This is a genomic window from Pseudomonas fluorescens (genome assembly GCF_019212185.1).
In the GTDB taxonomy this organism is placed as follows: domain Bacteria; phylum Pseudomonadota; class Gammaproteobacteria; order Pseudomonadales; family Pseudomonadaceae; genus Aquipseudomonas.
In genome coordinates this window covers 4402183-4420004 of sequence record NZ_CP078138.1, presented here as the reverse complement: position 1 = coordinate 4420004, position 17822 = coordinate 4402183, and the positions used below count along the sequence as shown (strand labels likewise).

Below are 17822 nucleotides of genomic sequence, written 5' to 3'. Positions count from 1 at the left end.
GGACGACCTGGACTCGAATAGAAAAATATGTACCTGTTTTACAATGAGATTATTCTGATTTATAAAATTTATATCCCTACGAATATCCTAATCAAGCCCGTATTTTATGCGAGCTCTTTCGATACCCCATGAGCACGGCAGCAGCCAAATGCCGAAGGTCGGTACGCAGGCCATTGTGTGCTGGATCAGGAAAGCACATCCGAGTGACTGTATATGGTCCTCCTGGTTGCAAGCCCCCTTCGCTTTGGCGCCCGTGCCGACTGCACACGTATATTCGGCCTCTCGCTCCGGGTTTAAAGAAACCCCACCGTTCCTATGTTTGGGCCTACGCCACCAGCCAATTCTGCGAAACAGTGGCTGTCGTTTACGACTTCAGCTGCAGCCGCGCCGGTGAACATACTCGCAACTTCCTTCAACACTGGAAGGGCAATCTCGTCTGTGATGATTTTGGTGGTTACAAGTCCAGTTTCGAACTCGGTGTGACCGAAATCGGCTGCATGGCCCATGCGCGGCGCAAGTTCTTCGAACTACACGCCACCAACAAGAGCATGCTCGCCGAGCAAGCCCTGCGCTATATCCAACTGCTGTACGAAATCGAGAGCGAAATCCGTGACCTGGAGCCGGATTTACGCTGCCGAATACGGCAAGAAAATCCGTGCTGGTGATGAAAACGCTACACGCCTGGATGATCGCCCAGCGCACTGTCGTGCCTGAAAGCTCGGCTATTAGCAGAGCGCTGGATTACAGCTTGAAACGCTGGGCAGCGCTGTCGCGCTACCTCGATGACGAGGCCGTACCCATTAATAATTGGTGCGAGAACCAGATCCATACGCGTATCTGAAGGATGTTCTCACGCGTCTGCGGATGCAGCAGGCGAGTAAAATCGACCAGTTACTGCCGCACAAGTGGCAACCGGTTTAGTTACGCAAGGCGTGATGGCTGGACGCATACTCAAAGTGGAAGGGATCACATCAGATTGAAGTTGTACTCAACAACAAAGTAAATGCGGTCGATGTCCGGCCCGCCTTGTGCTTCATTCGCCCGATGAGAGACGTGGGTGAAATGCAGTAAAAGATCTTTCGCCGGCCCGGACTGGACGGTGTAGCTCAGATCAATATCGCGCTCCCAGTGCTTTGCGCCTTTGCCTTGCTGAGGGACAAAGTCCTGTTCGCTCGGATCAAAAGGGAAGTAGGCCCCTCCTAGCGGCGCATGAGTGCCGTCGATATCACGTCCAGTCACATACCGTGACATGAACTTGAGTCCAGGAAAGCCCATGGATGTGAAATCCAGGTCGTAGCGGGCTTGGTAGGAGCTCTCATTGGCGCCATTGAAATCGGCGAACTTGATGGAGTTGGCCAGGTATATGGAGTCGCCCCCTACGAAATCGAAAGGTGTGTCACCATGAATTTTTTGGGCGGCCAGGGTGAAGGCTTGGCTGCCAATGTTGTGTTTGGCAGAAAGGCTATAAGCTGTTGTGCTGATGGCTCCTGCGACAGAGTGCCCGTAGTCAACCGTACGGTAGATGTTGAAATCTACAAACGTATCCCAGCGACGGACGTACACGTTGGCGTAATACTGCCTCCAAGTGTCTGTTAGTTGGGAGGCATAGAGCCTGGCGCCTAGGTTTTTGTTGGACGTGAAGTCAGCCCCAACGAAGCTGATTGAGCCCACATCGGTGTTTACACCATACCCAGCAAAATCCCCTTTGGAAGAGGAGGAGTCTTGGTTTTTGAATGCTGTGAATTTGCCACCGACCAAGTGTATGCCGGCAAGCTCGTCACTTTGTAAGAGCCACCCCGTTGCGTATTCAGGTTGCAGGCGTTTGTCGGAGGTGTCGAAGACTGGGCTTTCTACTTCCATCTCGCCGAACTTAATAAGGGTCTGTGAGAGACGAGCCTTGATCACGCCGCCGCCGTCGCTGAAGTTTCGAGCGGACTCTCCATCACTGTTGACGGGTAAAAGCCCGGTTCCTGAGTGCCCCTTACCGCCTTCAAGTTTTTGCCCGACAAAAGCATGCACATCCACACCAAAACCAAATGTTCCGGGCGTGAAGCCTGACTCAAACGTCGTGATGAAGCCCTGCGCCCATTCGTGCTGGTAATTCTTTGCAGCGTTCTGGGAGCGGTTATCGTTATTCAACAAGAAGTTTCGGCTGAGAACGTTGAGCGTTGCGTCCTCTAGAAAGTCCGAGGTTTCAGGCGCTGTCGAGCCTGCTGCCATAACCTTTCCTACACACAACAGGCAGAAGCAAAGCATCGGGCTCTTCATGGTGTACCTCCAAATGTAGGTACCGAGAGTTGCTTATACGGCGGTAACGCGCCTGTATGTTTGTGCCTTTTTTTGCTAACGCACGATATCAAGCGTTCACTCGGTTTTCGCCGCCGCCCTGTTTGTCCATGGGTTTTCTCAGACCCATTGGTGATGCCCGGAGGCGTTGAGGCCCCCAGGCTATTCACGGTCACGGCATTTCCGGTAATTCTTGAGGCCGCAGGTCGAACACCAGCACTTCGGCATCGACACCCTTGGTCAGGGTCAGCGCCTGTTCATCCCTGACCCGCACGCCGTCGCCTTCCTGCAACAACAGTCCGTTGAGTTCGACGCTGCCACGGGCCACATGCACATAGGCGTAGCGGTTGGCGTCCAGCGCCAAAGTAGCGGTTTCCTTGCCGTCGATCAGGCCGGCATACACCCGGGTATCCTGACGCACCCGCAGCGAACCGTTGGCCCCATCGGGGGAGATGATCAGTTGCAGGCGACCGCGTTTCTTCTGCGTGCTGAAATGCTCTTGCTGATAACGCGGTTTGGCGCCGCTGATGTCCGGCACGATCCAGATTTGCAGGAAGTGCACCGGCCGGGTCGCCGAGTGATTGTATTCACTGTGGGCCACGCCGCTGCCGGCGCTCATCAATTGCACATCGCCGGGGCGGATCACCGAACCGGTGCCCAGGGTGTCCTTGTGTTCCAGGGCACCTTCGAGCACATAGGAGAAAATCTCCATGTCGCGGTGCGGGTGTTGGCCAAAGCCTTTGCCGGCTGCCACACGGTCATCGTTGATCACCAGCAGGTCGGAAAAACCCTGCTCCTTGGGATTGCGGTAGTTGGCGAAGGAGAAGGTGTGGAACGACTTCAGCCAGCCATGGTTGGCCATGCCGCGATCAGAAGCTTTGCGAAGGGTCAGCATGATGAGTTCTCCTCTGGGGGACGTTGATTCGTCCGAGTGAGAAGAAGGTTAATGTTTATCTGTTTGTGCAATAAGTAGATGAAAATTGAAATACTGTCTCATGCAGGTTGACAGTGATGGGTGGGCGACGCTCGTTCCAGAGCTGGGCCATAATGTTCAGCATGAGCAAAACCAGACACAAAAAGCATTGTCTGGTGGATCGATCCCTTTTTGAAATCTGTGATGTGTAACCCATGAAAACTGTGGCAATGGTGCTGTTTCCCGACTTTCTCCTGCTCGATATGGCCGGGCCCATGGAGGTGTTTTCCATCGCCAATCGCTACCTCAAGCCCGAGAACCATTACGTCCTGTCGACCATCGGCACGGTGCCGGGTGCGCTGCGGGCGTCCAATGGCGTAAGCGTGCAGGCCGACCTGCATATCGATCAGGCCTGTGACGGTTACGACCTGTTGCTGGTGCCCGGTGGCCCCGGGGCCTACAACGAAAAACATCCGCCTTTGCTCGATTGGCTCAACCACAACGTCGGTCGGTCCAGGGTGTATGGCTCGATTTGCACCGGTGCCTTTGTGCTCGGGCATGCCGGTCTGCTCGACGGTTTTCGGGTCACCACTCACTGGCATTATACCGAACGGCTGATCAAGGGCTTTCCGAAGGCCACGGTGGAGACCGATCAGATTTACGTGCAGGACCGCAACCTCATCACCTCCGGTGGGGTCACGGCCGGCATCGACCTCGCGCTCGCGGTGGTGGCCGAGGACCATGGCAAAAAAGTCGCCCAGGATGTGGCCAAGGTATTGCTGGTAGTGATGAAGCGCCAGGGCGGACAGGCACAGTTCAGTCCGTTGATGGCGACCGTCGCCCCCCATGAGACACCGGTGACCCGGGTGCAGAACTACATGCTCGAACACCTCGACGAAGCGTTCAGCATCGAGCGCCTGGCGGGCCAGGCAAACATGAGCCCGCGTCATTTCGCCCGGGTGTTCGCCCGTGAGGTGAACATGACGCCGATGGAGTTCCTGCAAAGTGCGCGCATCGATCGCGCGCGGAACCTGCTGGAAACCAGCGACTTGCCGCTCAAGACCGTAGCCTTCAAAAGCGGCTTCGGCAGTGTCCGGTACATGCGGTTTCTGTTCGGCGAAAAGCTTGGGCTGACGCCGGCCCAGTACCGCGAGCAGTTCAGCTAGTGCCGGCATGTCCGTATTGCGCACCGTGATGGCCGTGACGCTCCTCCTGTGGCAGTTGTTCCATCACTGGGGACTGCCAAGATACCGGTGAACGTATTTTGAGGAGTTGCGCAAACCCTGCGTGTCATTGAGCCATAGCGGGTTTGTCCACGTGAACGCGCATGAACAGCTTCAGAGAGTTGAACACCGAGACCGCGTTGCACTTCGGCCCCTACGCCTTTCATTTGCGGCAACGGTTGATTCTGGACGGTGCCCGGCCGCTGCGCATGGGCGGCCGGGCGCTGGATATTCTGCAGGTACTGATTGAGCGCGCGGGCACCGTGGTCAGCAAGGACGAGCTGATTGCGCGCGTCTGGCCGACCTCGGTGGTCGAAGACATCAACTTGCGCGTGCACATCGCCGCGCTGCGTCGCGCACTGGGCGACGGAGTGCAGGGGCAGCGTTACATCGTCAACGTTCCGCAGCGCGGCTACCGGTTCGTTGCAACGGTGGCGCACGCATCGGCGAGCCCGGAGATTTCGCTCGACAGCGCGCAAAGGATCCAGCACAACCTGCCGACACGGTTGACAACGGTGACCGGTCGAGACCCGATGGTGGGTAGCCTGGTGCGGCGTTTGCCCGTTTGCCGGCTCATGACCCTGGTCGGTCCTGGCGGCATCGGTAAAACCACCGTGGCCCTGCGTGTGGCTGAGCTGCTCTTGCAGCATTATCGGGACGGCGTCTGGCTGGTGGATCTGGCGGCAATCGATGACCCTGCGCAGGTGGAAGATCACTTGAGTCGCGTCCTGCAGCTGGAGGTCGGGACTTCGCTGGAGGTCCTGTCGAACTGGCATGCGTTATTGGTGCTGGATAACTGCGAACACCTGCACGAGCGTTGCCGTACGTTGGTCGAAGCATTGATGCAATCGGCGCCGCGACTGTCGGTGCTCGCGACCAGTCGTGAACCGCTGCGGGTGCCGGGGGAAACCGTCCAGTCGCTGCCGCCACTGACAGTGCCGCCCGAGTCGGCGCTGTTCAGGGTGGATGAGGCGATGGGGTACTCGGCGGTGCAACTGTTCGTCAGCCGAGCCCGCGCCCGCCAGCAGGGGTTCACGCTGCGTGAGCAGGACCTGCCGGTGGTACGCGATATCTGCCACCGCCTCGATGGCTTGCCGTTGGCCATTGAACTGGCGGCCGCGCAAGTCGATGCACTGGCGCTGGTCGGTGTGCAAGCCCAGCTGGATAACTGTTTTCAGTTGTTGTCCCAGGGCCGTCGCACGGCGGTGCCGCGCCATAAAACCCTCAAGGCGGCACTGGACTCGAGCTACCACCAACTCAGCCCCCTGGAGCAAAACGTGCTGCAGCGTCTGGCGGTGTTCAAAAAGGCCTTTACCCTGGAGGCGGCCACCGGCGTCCACGGGGGGACGATGCTGCCGGCTCGTCTGGCGGAGGGGCTGCAGAGCCTGGTGCGCAAATCCCTGCTGTCAGAGGAGCAGGGCGGTGGTGCAACCCACTATCGTCTCCTCAACACCACGCGCAGCTATGCCTTGGAGAAGCTTGAAGGCAGCGGTGAGCTGCGCGCCGTCGAGATGAGCTACGCGCGCTACATCAGCCAGGTCCGCCGCGGCTCAGGCGAGCGCATGGGTTTGCAACTCGTCGAGTAGCCGGCAGGCCTTTGTCAGGTCCGGGGTGGCATGTCCTTCGGTGAACCGGTTGCAGATCGGCGCCAACAAAGTGTGGGCCTGGCGATGCCGGCCCTGACGCTGCCAGAGCTGCGCCAGCGAGGTAGCACTGCGCAACTCCCAAGCCAGGGCCCCTTGGTGTTTCGCCACATTCAATGCGCGGATCAGCAGGCTCTCGGCTGTCGCACGATTGAGCAGATCATCCTCGACGAGCAGCGCACCCGCCCTGGCCCGCAGGATTTCCGCGGTGTTCCAGCCCGCGATACCGGTTTCGGCCCGCAGCACCAGCTCGTCATCGACGAAACGGTTGTCCAGGGTGATCAGGATGTCCTTGATCAACTCCAGGCCTGGCTTGAACGGCAGGTGGGCTTCGCCATGGTCGAACACTTGCGCGTAATGCCGGGCCCAGGTGTAGAACAGTTGCACCGAGTGTTTTTGCGCCTGCTCCAGCAACAGGCGCAAGAGTTCACGCGCCGTGCGGCTGTCGCCGTTGTAGTGTGCAATCAGGCAACCGGCCAGGGCCAGGGTGTAGCAGATGGACGTGCCGTGGTTGATCTGCAACGCAATGTCCAGTGCTTGCCGGGCGGTGCGCCAGGCCTGGTCCGGTTGCCCCTGTAGCCAGAGGATGCGCGCCAGAATGGTCAGTGACGCGACGCTCTGATCGTACTGCACGCCAAACCCGTGGGTGAAGCGGTTAAGGTGCCCGCTCTGGGTCATGCGCTGCAGCACCTGCTCGGCGTTCATTCGCGCCTGTGTCTGGTCGCCGGCGAAGTGCAGCGCGAGCACCCGCAAGCGCTGGGTGCTGAGGGACAGGGTGGCATCACCGTGCAAACCCAGGCGATCGAATTGCTGACTCTGCTCCAGCGCCATCTGGTAATTGGCACAACAGAGGTTGACCGCCATGTGTCCGGAGACCGCCCGCAGCTGGCCGGCGATGTCGTTGCACTGCCTGGCCAGGGTCCGGGCGCTGACGAACGCCTCGATGGTTTCCGGCGTGCCGCCCTGTGTGTGATAGCAGGAACTGCCCAGCGCCAGTTTGAGGGCGATCTGCACCTTAGGGCAGGGTTCGGAAGCGGCCTCCAGCAAGGACAGCGCCTTGCGCACATACAGGCCATGCTCCTTGAGCAGCGACAGTTCCTGCCACAACGGTGTGGACGTCGCGGTCAGGCGGATCGCCATGACCTGCGGGCCCTGGCGGGTCAATCCCCAATCGAGGGCCGAGCGAATGTCTTCCAGGCTGCGGGCATAACGCTCGAGCCACATGCCCGTCGAGATCTGCTCCCAATCGTCCCGGGCCTGTTCCATCAAGGCCAGGCAGCGTTCGGCGTGGCGTTCGCGGGTGCTCGGCAGGTCTGAGGCCAGGCCGAGTTTGTCCAGGGCATAGCTGCGTGTGGTGTCGAGCAGGCGGTAGAACACTTCCTCGTCGCCGACTTCGACGTTCAGCAGCGACTTGGCCACCAGTTGCGTGATCGAACCGAACACCTCGCGCGAGTCGATGTGCTCGCCGCCAATCACCGCCGCCGCCGACTCCAGGGTGAAACTGCCCCTGAATATACCCAGGCGACGCAAGCAGGTTCGCTCGCAGGCACTGAGCAGTTCGTAGCTCCAGTCCAGCGTGGCGCGCAGGGTCTGGTGGCGGCCCAGCGTGGTCGGACAACCCTGGGTGAGCAGGCGGAAACTGCCTTGAAGTTGCCTGAGCAAACCGTTCAAGCCGAGGCTGAAGACCTGTGCCGCCGCCAACTCGATGGCCAGCGGAATACCGTCCAGGCGCTGGCAGATTTCGATGGCCAGCGGCAGTTCGTCATCGGTCAATTCAAAACTGTCGTGGCTGGCCATGGCCCGCTCGACAAACAATTGCAGGGCCGAAAACGTCAGGGCCTGTGCGCGGTCGAGTACGGCGATGGGCGGAGGGCAGTCCAGTGAGTCCAGGCGCTGGACGAATTCCCCTTCGGCCCGCAGGCTTTCGCGGCTGGTGGCCAGAACATGCACCTGGGGCGCGGCGCGCAGGAGGCTTTCGCTGAGCAGGGTGATGGCGTCGATCAGGTGCTCGCAATTGTCGATCACCAGCAACATCTGTCGGTCCCGCAGGAACGTCGCAATGCCACGAATGGGGTCGTCATCGTACAGGGACAGTTCGAGCAGGCTGGCCAGGTGTGGGGCGATCATCGACGGTTTGTTGATCGGTGCCAGGTCCAGCAGAAGAATGCCGTCGCGGTAGCGCCCGATCAGTTGTTCGGCGACCCGCAGGGCCACGGTGGTCTTGCCGATTCCGCCGGGGCCGACCAGGGTAATGAAGCGCTGGCGCGGCAGTTGGGTCACCAGGTTATCGACCAGGGATTGGCGGCCGATCATGCGGGTGCGGCGCAACGGCAGGTTGTGGCCACCAGGCGTTGAGGCGGGATGCGTCGCCGGTTGCTCAAGTTGCTCCAGCGAATAGGGCGCGACGAAACTGTAGCCGCGCTGGGCTACGGTGACGATGTAGCGCTGCCCGGCCTGACCATCTCCCAGCGCCTTGCGCAAGGCCGCCAGGTGCACCCGCAGATTGATCTCCTCTACGACACTGTTGGGCCAGACCCTGGCGATCAGCGTTTGCTTGCTCACCACATTGCCGGCGTGTTCGAGCAGGATCAACAGAATGTCCATGGCGCGCCGACCCAGGCGCACGGGCTGATCGGCCTCCATGACCAGACGTTGGTCGGGATAGATCCGATAGGGACCGAAATGGATCGCCTGGGCGGGGGTTAGGGTCAACGGCTCACTCCTGCTTGCAACCTTCTGGGACGCGGTTTCCGAGCATATTCGTCGGGATTGTGCCCTGACGCAATCCACAGGCGAGCGCTCCGACGGTGGCCATCGTCCCCCCTGTTCACCGGTCATGCGCATCCGCTGCGTGATTACGGGCTGCGGCGGGGGATAAAGGTGTCGCCATGGCTTTTGGCGCGCCGGGAACAATTAACAACATTTAACTCGTGCTGCGTCCGGTCTACGCCCAAAACTCTGTCTCTTCAACTTCCACCGGTCAGTGTGGGGGCGAGCCTGCTCGCGACTGCGGCGGCCCATCCAGCAGAATGGATGACTGACGCAACGCTTTGGCCGGCAAGCCGATCTCTCTCCCAAAAAGGACAATGGAATGAGCAACGTGGTGGTGGTCTATCACAGTGGCTACGGACACACCCGAGTCATCGCCGAGGCGGTGGCCCAGGGGGTGGCGCGTCAACAGGGAAGCACCTGCCTGTTGATTTCCGTCGAGGACGTGGCTCAACAGTGGGACCGTTTGCACCACGCCGACGCGATCATCTTCGGCGCGCCGACCTACATGGGCAGCGCTTCGGCGCACTTCAAGGCTTTCATGGAGTCCACCGCGACGTTCTATCTGGCCCAGCCCTGGCGCGACAAGCTCGCCGCAGGCTTCACCAATTCCGGCTGCCTGTGCGGCGACAAGCTCAACACCTTGCTGCAGATGGCGGTATTCGCCGCCCAGCACTCGATGATCTGGGTCGGGCTCGATGTACTGCCGGCGCGTTCCAGCAGCGGTCTGTTCGACGGGCAGTTGAATCGCCTGGGCAGTTCGCTCGGAGCCATGGCGCAATCGAATGTCGAGCAATCCCCCGAAGACGCACCGCCGCTCGAAGACCGCTGCACTGCCGCGTGCCTGGGCGAACGGGTGGCGCGACTGGCCGAGCGCATGGGCGCTGCACCGGTCTGATCGGACGTCGCATCAATGCGTTTGAGATTCGAGGCGTCCCGTCAAGTGGGGGGGGCGGACGCTTACTGCGCGTGAAACGGCGGCGTGGGGAGGGCGTGATGGGGCAGGGCGCGAATCGTGCGGCAGCGCCAGGCAAACGGATTGATGCCTTCGCTGCGGGTGAAGATATTGCAGAAATGTGCCTGGTCGCAGAACCCGCATTCGAGGCTGATCTGCGTCAGGCTGCGGTCGGTGTTCTGGATCAACTGCTTGGCCCGGGCGATGCGTTGCTGACGGATCCAGTCCTGTGGCGAGAGACCGGTATTGCATTTGAATGCGCGGGAAAAATGGCTGCGTGACAAGGCGCAGGCCCGGGCCAGGTCACTGACTTCGATGGTTTCGCTCAGGCGCTCGAGGATCAGTTGCTTGGCCAGGCTTTCACGCCACGGTGTCAAACCCCCGGTGGGTTTCTTCGGTGTTTCGGTGACGGCCAGATACGCGGTGCTCTGTTGAGAATGGGCCATAACTAATGTCCATGTCGGTGAGCTTCATTCTTGGACGCGGGGCTCTGGCAGGCGAGTTAAACGTTGTTAATTGTGCCGGTGTGCATACAGACCGACTCAGCACATGGCTGCAATTTCCACGGGCGGGAGGTGTGCACAATCGAGGCACCTGGCGGCGCTGGACATGGCCGCTTTTCCGATCTACAAACGTGCGGCCAGCGTGCCGTTGATCGAGTAAAGTCCGACGCGCTAAAAAAGGGAGCCGTGCCAATGAACCGTAACGATCTGCGCCGCGTCGACATGAACCTGCTGGTGATTTTCGAGGCCTTGATGTTCGAGAAGAATCTGACCCGGGTCGCCGAAAAACTGTTCATGGGGCAACCGGCGGTCAGCGCGGCGCTCGGTCGTTTGCGCGACCTGTTCGACGATCCGCTGCTGTTGCGCAACGGTCGCGGCATGGAGCCGACGGCGCGGGCGCTGGCGATTCTCAAGGAGCTGCAGCCGGCGATGGACGTTATCTCAGGCGCGGTCAGCCGGGCCAAGGAGTTCGATCCGACGACCAGTTGCGACGTGTTTCGTATCGGTTTGTCGGACGATGCCGAGTTCGGCCTGTTCCCGCCATTGCTGCGGCAATTGCAGGAGGAGGCGCCCGGGATCATCGTGGTGGTGCGTCGTGCCAATTACCTGTTGATGCCGAGTCTGCTGGCCTCCGGTGAAATTTCGGTAGGGGTGAGCTACACCATGGATTTGCCGGCGAATGCCAAATGCAAGAAGCTGCGCGACATCCCCTGCAAGGTGCTGCGCGGGGACAAACGGGCGGGACCGCTAACCCTCGATGAGTACTGCGAACGACCGCATGCCATGGTGTCGTTTTCCGGCGACCTGAGCGGTAACATCGACCTGGACCTGGCGAAGATCGGCCGCAGTCGCCGGGTGGTGCTTGGCGTGCCGCAGTTCAGCGGGTTGCGCGCGCTGCTCGCCGGCACCGAGATGGTCGCCACGGTGCCCGATTATGCAGCGTGTGCGCTGGTCGAGGGGTGTGCGTTGCGGGCTGAGGATCCACCGTTCCCGATTACGGCGGCGCAGTTGTCGATGGCCTGGAGCGGCGTGCACGACAACGACCCCGCCGAGCGCTGGTTGCGCTCGCGGATCGCCGAGTTCATGTCGAGGCCTTTGCCTCTGGCTGGCAAATCGTCGCTCCCATGACGAATCGGGCCCCTGTGGGACGGCTTGCCCGCTCCCACAGGTTGATCGTTCCAGATCCAACATCCCAACGACTCCAGATCAGTGCTCGCTGCTGAAAGAGAGCACGTACATCCAATTTTCCCCAGCCCCATTCCCGCATTATCGAATGACGTTGCGGCGCATTGACGTCGGTGTTTTTTCATTCGGGCAGGTAACCCATGAACGTTTCGCGACAGGATGAACGGGCCCAGGCCTTCGGGCTGCTGTTTTTGCGTGTCAGCGCCAGTCTGTTCCTGTTGTGGGTTCACGGTTTGCCCAAGCTTTTGAATTACAGATTTCAGTTGCAAGTGATCGAAGACCCTTTCCACCTGGGCGCTCACATCACCCTGATGCTGGCGATCTTTGCCGAGGTGCTGTGCCCGCTGCTGATTATCGCAGGGGTGTTGGTGCGTCTGGCGTGCCTGCCGATCCTGTGTGTCCTGTTGATCGCGTTGCGGGTGGTGCATCCGCAGTGGAGCGTTGAAGAGGGGCAGTTCGGCTGGCTGTTGTTGCTGCTGTTCAGCAGCGTTCTTATCGCCGGGCCGGGACGGCTCGCGCTCAATGTCCGATTCACCGGAGCCTTACGTTATGCCTGAATCCAACCGTTTCGAGGAAGTCGTGACCCTGGTCATCAAGCATCGGGTCAAGTCCGGTTTCGAGGGGCCTTACGAAGCCTGGTTACGCAACATCGTCAGCATCGCCGGGCAGCAGGAAGGGCACCTGGGGGTGGATGTGATTCGTGGCAGAAACGCCGGCCTCGACCTGTACACCTGCGTGCTGCGCTTTTGCAGTACCGACGCGATGCAGCGCTGGCTTGATTCGCCCCAGCGCCTGCAACTGGTGAACGAAGCCACGCCGATGCTCGCCGATGGCGATCAGACCGAGGTCAACCCGGTCAATGAATTCTGGTTCGCTCCCGGCGCCGACACCGCTGCTCCACCGCCACCGCGCTGGAAGCAGGCCGTCGTCACGCTGCTGGTGATTCTGCCGCACACCCTGCTGGTACCGCTGCTCTGGGGCCCGCTGCTGGGCCTCAATGCCTTCCTGTCCAATTACGTGGTCGCCACGTTCCTGATCACGCTGACCATCGTAGTGTCGGTGGTCTACCTGTTCATGCCCATGGCGACACGCCTGTTCGCCCCCTGGTTGTCCTCTTCCCATCAACCCAAGGAAACGCGATGAACGCCGATCTGATTCTGTTCAATGGTCAATTTCATACGGTTGACCGTGAAAAACCACATGCTAGCGCCGTGGCCATCAGCGACGGTCGCTTCGTCGTGGTGGGCACCGATGCCCAGGCCATGGCCCTGCGCAGTTCCGCCACCCAGGTCATCGACCTCAAGGGCCGCTGCGTCATTCCCGGCCTCAACGACTCCCACCTGCACCTGATCCGCGGGGGGCTGAACTACAACCTCGAACTGCGCTGGGAAGGCGTGCCGTCGCTGGCCGACGCGCTGCGCATGCTCAAGGAGCAGGCCGATCGTACGCCGACGCCGCAATGGGTCCGCGTGGTCGGTGGCTGGAACGAATTCCAGTTCGCCGAAAAACGCATGCCGACCCTCGAAGAAATCAACCAGGCAGCGCCGGACACCCCGGTGTTCATCCTGCACCTGTATGACCGCGCGCTGCTCAACCGCGCTGCGTTGCGCGTTGCTGGCTACACCCGCGATACGCCTAACCCGCCGGGCGGCGAGATCGTGCGCGATGCCAATGGCAACCCGACCGGCATGCTGGTGGCGCGTCCGAACGCGATGATCCTGTACTCGACCCTGGCCAAAGGGCCGAAGCTGCCGCTGGAGTATCAGGTCAACTCGACCCGCCAGTTCATGCGCGAGCTCAATCGCCTCGGCCTGACCAGCGCCATCGATGCCGGTGGCGGTTTCCAGAACTACCCGGACGACTATCAGGTGATCGAACAACTGGCCAAGGACGACCAGTTGACCGTGCGCATTGCCTACAACCTGTTCACCCAGAAGCCGAAAGAAGAGCTGACCGATTTCCAGAACTGGACCGGCAGCGTCAAGTTGCATCAGGGCGATGACTTCCTGCGTCACAACGGTGCCGGGGAAATGCTGGTGTTCTCGGCGGCGGATTTCGAGGATTTCCTTGAGCCGCGCCCGGACCTGCCGCAAGGCATGGAAGACGAACTGGAGCCGGTGGTGCGCCACCTCGTCGAACAGCGCTGGCCGTTCCGTTTGCACGCCACCTACAACGAATCCATCAGCCGCATGCTCGACGTGTTTGAGAAGGTCAATCGCGACATTCCGTTCAACGGCTTACCGTGGTTTTTCGACCACGCCGAAACCATCACCCCGCAGAACATCGAGCGGGTGAGGGCGCTTGGTGGCGGCATCGCGATTCAGGATCGCATGGCATTCCAGGGTGAATACTTCGTCGACCGCTACGGCAAACAAGCCGCCGAAGCCACGCCACCGATCAAACGCATGCTCGCCGAAGGCGTGCCGGTTGGCGCGGGCACCGATGCCACGCGGGTGTCCAGCTATAACCCGTGGACTTCGCTGTACTGGATGGTCAGCGGTCGCACCGTTGGTGGTCTGGCGCTGTACGAAGAAGGCTTGCCACGCACCACCGCGCTGGAACTGTTCACCCACGGCAGCGCCTGGTTCTCGTCCGAGCAGGGCAAGAAGGGCCAGATCAAGGTCGGGCAACTGGCGGATCTGGCAGCGTTGAGCGCGGACTTCTTCCACGTCGAGGAAGAAGCGATCAAGTGGATCGAGTCGGTGCTGACCCTGGTCGGCGGCAAGATCGTGTACGCCGCCGGCGACTTCGAAGACCTCGGCCCACGTTCGCTGCCTGTACTGCCGGACTGGTCGCCAGTGGTGAAAGTCCCTGGCCACTGGCGCCCGAATTCGCCATTGCAGGCTCAGGTGCATCAGTGCAGCGGCCCGTGCGCAGTGCATACCCACAGCCATGAAAAAGCGCGGATGTCGAATGCGCCGGTCAGCGATTTCGCCGGTTTCTGGGGCGCATTCGGTTGCTCCTGCTTCGCTTTCTGATCCTTTTGAAAAAAGCGCCGCTCTGCGTGAGCGTCGTTCCCCGCAACAACCATCCATCGAGGAGTTTCACATGAGCAACGTTCCTTACAAACGCCTGAACAAAGACGACGCCGTGGTACTGCTGGTCGACCACCAGACCGGCCTGATCTCGCTGGTGCAGGATTTCTCGCCGAACGAGTTCAAGAACAGCGTGCTGGCACTGGGCGACATCGCCAAGTTCTTCAATCTGCCAACCATCCTCACCACCAGCTTCGACAGCGGCCCGAACGGCCCGATCGTGCCTGAGCTGAAAGAGCAATTCCCGGATGCGCCGTTCATTGCCCGTCCTGGCCAGATCAACGCCTGGGACAACGAAGACTTCGTCAAGGCCATCAAGGCTACCGGCCGCAAGCAACTGATCATCGCCGGTGTGGTGACTGACGTGTGCGTGGCGTTCCCGACCCTGTCGGCCATCGCTGAAGGTTTTGAAGTGTTTGTGGTGACTGACGCTTCCGGCACTTTCAACACCACCGTGCAGCAGGCTGCCTGGGCGCGTATGTCGGCGGCGGGTGCGCACCTGTTGAACTGGTTTGCTGTGGCTTGTGAGCTGCAGGGTGACTGGCGTAATGACATGGAAGGGTTGGCGAATCTGCTGTCGCAGCGTCTGCCGAACTATCGCAACCTGATCAACAGCTACACCAAGTTCACTGCCCAGTAATTGGCTGAAAAAATGCCCGCTGAAGAGCGGGCATTTTTTTGTCTGTTGGAAAGGGCTCAGCGCTTTTGCAACCACCCCAGAAAACCACCCTTGCGAACCGGCGCAGGCTTGGCCATCAACGCCAGCCGACTGTTCTGCTGCCGTACCGCCTGCAACTTGTTCAACGCCCGACCCACTTCACTGCGCTGCTCCATGCACTGGCGAGTCAGGTTCTTGTCGAGACGATAAATGATCGAAGACGTCAGCGCCGTGAACGTCGCCTGCGAAGGCGTATCGGCCAGAATGCTCTGTTCCCCCATGACCTCACTCGGTCCCATGCGTCCAGCCTCGGTGAAGCCATTGCCGTCCGGCACGCTGGCGCTGACCACGCCGGTGGCGATCACGAACAGGCTGTCCGGGACTTCCTCCAGATTGAGTACCACCTGCCCGGCGTTGTACTGCTGCGCGACCATTGATTCGGCGAGGCGATCGCGTTCCTCATGGCTCAGCGAGCGGAAGATTTTCACTTCATCGAGCAAGGCGCGGGCGCGGGTCGACGGTTCGATCACGCCGTCCGGGTGCCGCGAAATGTCGGCGGCTTCGAGGTGGCGGTGGGCGAGGTCGAACAGTTGATTGCGCACGTCACTTTTCTTGCCCAGTTCGGCGATGAAACCACTGGCCACGTATTCCGACATTTCTTCGCCGGCCTCTTTCAGCACCGCTTTCGGCGCAGGCGACAGCAACAGACTGCTGCTGCCTTGCAGCGTGCGGTCGAGGGCGTCGAGTACCCGGCGTGGACGGATGTGGTTCGGCACCTTGATGCTGATCGACACGCCGTGCAAGTTGTTCGGGCGGCTGAGGTTGACGATCTTGGCCTTGGCCGCCACCGAGTTCGGTACCACGGCCAGGGTGCCGGTGCTGGTCAGCAGGTGCGTGGCGCGCCAGTTGATGTCGAGCACCTTGCCTTCGACGCCGTCGATGACCACCAGATCATCCACCTGATACGGCTTGGTGGTGTTCAGCACGATGCCCGAAAACACGTCGGCCAAGGTGCTTTGCAGCGCGAGACCGATGACAATCGCCACCACCCCGGAAGTCGCGAGCAGACCTTTGACCGGCAGATCCAGCACATAACCGGCCGCCGCGACGATGGCCGCGAGAAACACCAGCGCACCGATCACGTCCTGCAACAGACGGCCGCTGTGGCCGATGCGGCGCATCAGGATCAGGCCGATCACTTCAGTCAGCACTCGCGCGGCGTACAGCCACCAGAGAATCCCCAGTGCCGTCGCCCCGAGTTGCGCCACCGGATCATCGGCAAACAACGGCGCCTGCAACGGGCTGACGCCGGCGTTGATGGCCAGTGCGTTGAAAGCCAGGAACAGCACCAGCCGCACACCGACCCGTTGTGCGCGATGTTTGAACGGCGCGAGATGCCAGAGCAGGGCGTCGAGCACCAGCAGCAGGGCGCTCCAGGACAGCAGGTGGGCAGAAAAAAGGCTCATGGGGTGAACTCCGGCGGGCACAAAAGAAAACGCCACACCCGAAGGTGTGGCGAGGGGTTGCACTCAGTTCAGGTGGGTCTTGAGTTCTACCGCAGCCTGACGCACAGCGGCCTTCACTTCAGGTATTCCGCTCAGCGGGTTGAGCAGGCCGAAGTCATGAATCATCCCGTTGTAGCGCACCGAGGTCACCGGTACGCCGGCCGCGTCGAGGTGTCGGGCGTAGCCTTCGCCTTCGTCACGCAGCACGTCGAACTCGGCGGTTTGCACCAGCGCGGCGGGCAGACCCTTGAGCTGTTCGGCGCTGGCGTTGAGCGGCGAGGCATGGATCTGCGCACGCTCGGCCGGGTTGGTGGTGTAGTTGTCCCAGAACCACTGCATCATGCCTTTGGTCAGGAAGTGGCCCTCGGCAAATTGCTGGTACGAGCCGTTATCGAACCCGGCGTTGGTCACCGGCCACATCAGCAACTGGAAGCGCAGAGTCGGGGTTTTCTGTTCCTTGGCCATCAGCGCCACGACTGCCGCCATGTTGCCGCCGACGCTGTTGCCGGCCACCGCCAGACGCTTGCCGTCGACACCGATGTCCTTGCCGTGCTCGGCCACCCATTTGGTTGCCGCGTAAGCCTGATTGATCGCGGTCGGGTACTGCGCTTCCGGCGACGGCGTGTAATCGACGTACACCGCGACCGCGCCAGAACCCACCACCAAATCACGAATAAGCCGTTGGTGCGTCGGGAAGTCGCCCAGCACCCAGCCGCCACCGTGGAAGAACATGAACACCGGCAGCTCGCCCTTGACCTTGACCGGACGCACCACTTTCAGGTTGATCGTCTGGCCATCGACCTTGATCGCCTTGTCGCTGACTTCAACGCCGGACAGGTCAACCTTCACCGAAGCCTGGGCGCCGGTCAGCACCGCGCGGGCGTCTTTCGGGCTCAGTTGCTCGAGCGGTTTGCCACCGCCGGCGGCAAGGGCGTCGAGGAAGGCCTGAGTGTTGTGTTCGACGCCAGTCCCTTCGGCGGCGAAGGCGTTGCCGATGGACAGGGCGAGGAGGGAAGCGGCGAGGGTTTTCTTGATGTTCATGTGCAATTCCTTTTTAAGTCGTTTGAGTTTTTGTATGCCTTGGGATCGGGCTGCTGTGGCGCTGGGCTTCAGGCCTCAGCAACACCGTGAGCACAGATTAATGAGG

The 17822-nt window shown here is 60.8% G+C and carries 14 protein-coding genes and 1 pseudogene; 9 read left to right on the top strand and 6 right to left on the bottom strand.

The genetic code is table 11. From position 1 onward, the window contains the following. Nucleotides 1-266: 266 nt before the first annotated feature. A pseudogene (locus KW062_RS19640) lies at nt 267-921 on the top strand (IS66 family transposase); the annotation flags it as partial. Nucleotides 922-966: 45 nt separating this feature from the next. Here KW062_RS19640 and KW062_RS19635 read toward each other — a convergent pair. Together KW062_RS19635 and KW062_RS19630 are read right to left on the bottom strand one after the other, a co-directional pair. Next, entirely contained in the window at nt 967-2268 is a 1302-nt protein-coding gene (locus KW062_RS19635) for an OprD family porin (protein ID WP_371321423.1), read from the bottom strand. 190 nt (nt 2269-2458) lie between these two features. Beyond that, complete coding sequence (locus tag KW062_RS19630) at nt 2459-3181, bottom strand: pirin family protein (RefSeq protein WP_027615978.1); 723 nt, start codon at nt 3179-3181, stop codon at nt 2459-2461. 233 nt (nt 3182-3414) lie between these two features. Between KW062_RS19630 and KW062_RS19625 the strand changes: the two genes are divergently transcribed. Both KW062_RS19625 and KW062_RS19620 read left to right on the top strand, forming a co-directional pair. After that, entirely contained in the window at nt 3415-4365 is a 951-nt protein-coding gene (locus KW062_RS19625) for a GlxA family transcriptional regulator (RefSeq protein ID WP_027615979.1), read from the top strand. A gap of 161 nt (nt 4366-4526) precedes the next feature. Beyond that, a complete protein-coding gene (locus KW062_RS19620) occupies nt 4527-6008 on the top strand; it encodes an ATP-binding protein (RefSeq protein ID WP_027615980.1) in 1482 nt (493 codons plus the stop codon). Here KW062_RS19620 and KW062_RS19615 read toward each other — a convergent pair. After that, nucleotides 5973-8777, bottom strand: coding sequence for an ATP-binding protein (locus tag KW062_RS19615; protein WP_027615981.1), 2805 nt, complete (start codon nt 8775-8777; stop codon nt 5973-5975). The two genes, KW062_RS19620 and KW062_RS19615, sit on opposite strands and share 36 nt — an antisense overlap. A gap of 379 nt (nt 8778-9156) precedes the next feature. Between KW062_RS19615 and KW062_RS19610 the strand changes: the two genes are divergently transcribed. Beyond that, the gene (locus KW062_RS19610; RefSeq protein WP_027615982.1) at nt 9157-9732 is read left to right on the top strand and encodes a flavodoxin family protein; all 576 of its coding nucleotides are present in this window, start codon (nt 9157-9159) and stop codon (nt 9730-9732) included. 62 nt (nt 9733-9794) lie between these two features. On the opposite strand, the gene KW062_RS19605 is transcribed toward KW062_RS19610, so the two are convergent. Continuing rightward, nucleotides 9795-10235, bottom strand: a complete 441-nt coding sequence (locus tag KW062_RS19605; protein ID WP_105755548.1) for a helix-turn-helix domain-containing protein — start codon at nt 10233-10235, stop codon at nt 9795-9797. Nucleotides 10236-10484: 249 nt separating this feature from the next. Between KW062_RS19605 and KW062_RS19600 the strand changes: the two genes are divergently transcribed. From KW062_RS19600 to ycaC, 5 genes are all read left to right on the top strand, one after another. Then, complete coding sequence (locus KW062_RS19600) at nt 10485-11420, top strand: LysR family transcriptional regulator (RefSeq protein WP_027615985.1); 936 nt, start codon at nt 10485-10487, stop codon at nt 11418-11420. A 197-nt stretch (nt 11421-11617) separates the two neighbouring features. After that, nucleotides 11618-12034, top strand: a complete 417-nt coding sequence (locus KW062_RS19595; RefSeq protein WP_027615986.1) for a DoxX family protein — start codon at nt 11618-11620, stop codon at nt 12032-12034. Further along, complete coding sequence (locus tag KW062_RS19590) at nt 12027-12620, top strand: antibiotic biosynthesis monooxygenase (protein WP_027615987.1); 594 nt, start codon at nt 12027-12029, stop codon at nt 12618-12620. The genes KW062_RS19595 and KW062_RS19590 overlap by 8 nt, the downstream gene beginning before the upstream one ends. Continuing rightward, entirely contained in the window at nt 12617-14455 is a 1839-nt protein-coding gene (locus KW062_RS19585) for an amidohydrolase (RefSeq protein WP_027615988.1), read from the top strand. The genes KW062_RS19590 and KW062_RS19585 overlap by 4 nt, the downstream gene beginning before the upstream one ends. Nucleotides 14456-14525: 70 nt before the next feature. Then, nucleotides 14526-15152 carry an isochorismate family cysteine hydrolase YcaC gene (gene ycaC / locus KW062_RS19580; protein WP_027615989.1) on the top strand — a complete coding sequence of 209 codons (627 nt, stop codon included), beginning with the start codon at nt 14526-14528 and terminating at the stop codon, nt 15150-15152. A 56-nt stretch (nt 15153-15208) separates the two neighbouring features. Here the strand turns inward: ycaC and KW062_RS19575 are convergent, their stop codons facing one another. Together KW062_RS19575 and KW062_RS19570 are read right to left on the bottom strand one after the other, a co-directional pair. Next, complete coding sequence (locus KW062_RS19575; protein ID WP_105755549.1) at nt 15209-16636, bottom strand: mechanosensitive ion channel family protein; 1428 nt, start codon at nt 16634-16636, stop codon at nt 15209-15211. 63 nt (nt 16637-16699) lie between these two features. Next, nucleotides 16700-17716, bottom strand: coding sequence for an alpha/beta hydrolase (locus KW062_RS19570; protein WP_027615991.1), 1017 nt, complete (start codon nt 17714-17716; stop codon nt 16700-16702). Nucleotides 17717-17822: the final 106 nt, after the last annotated feature.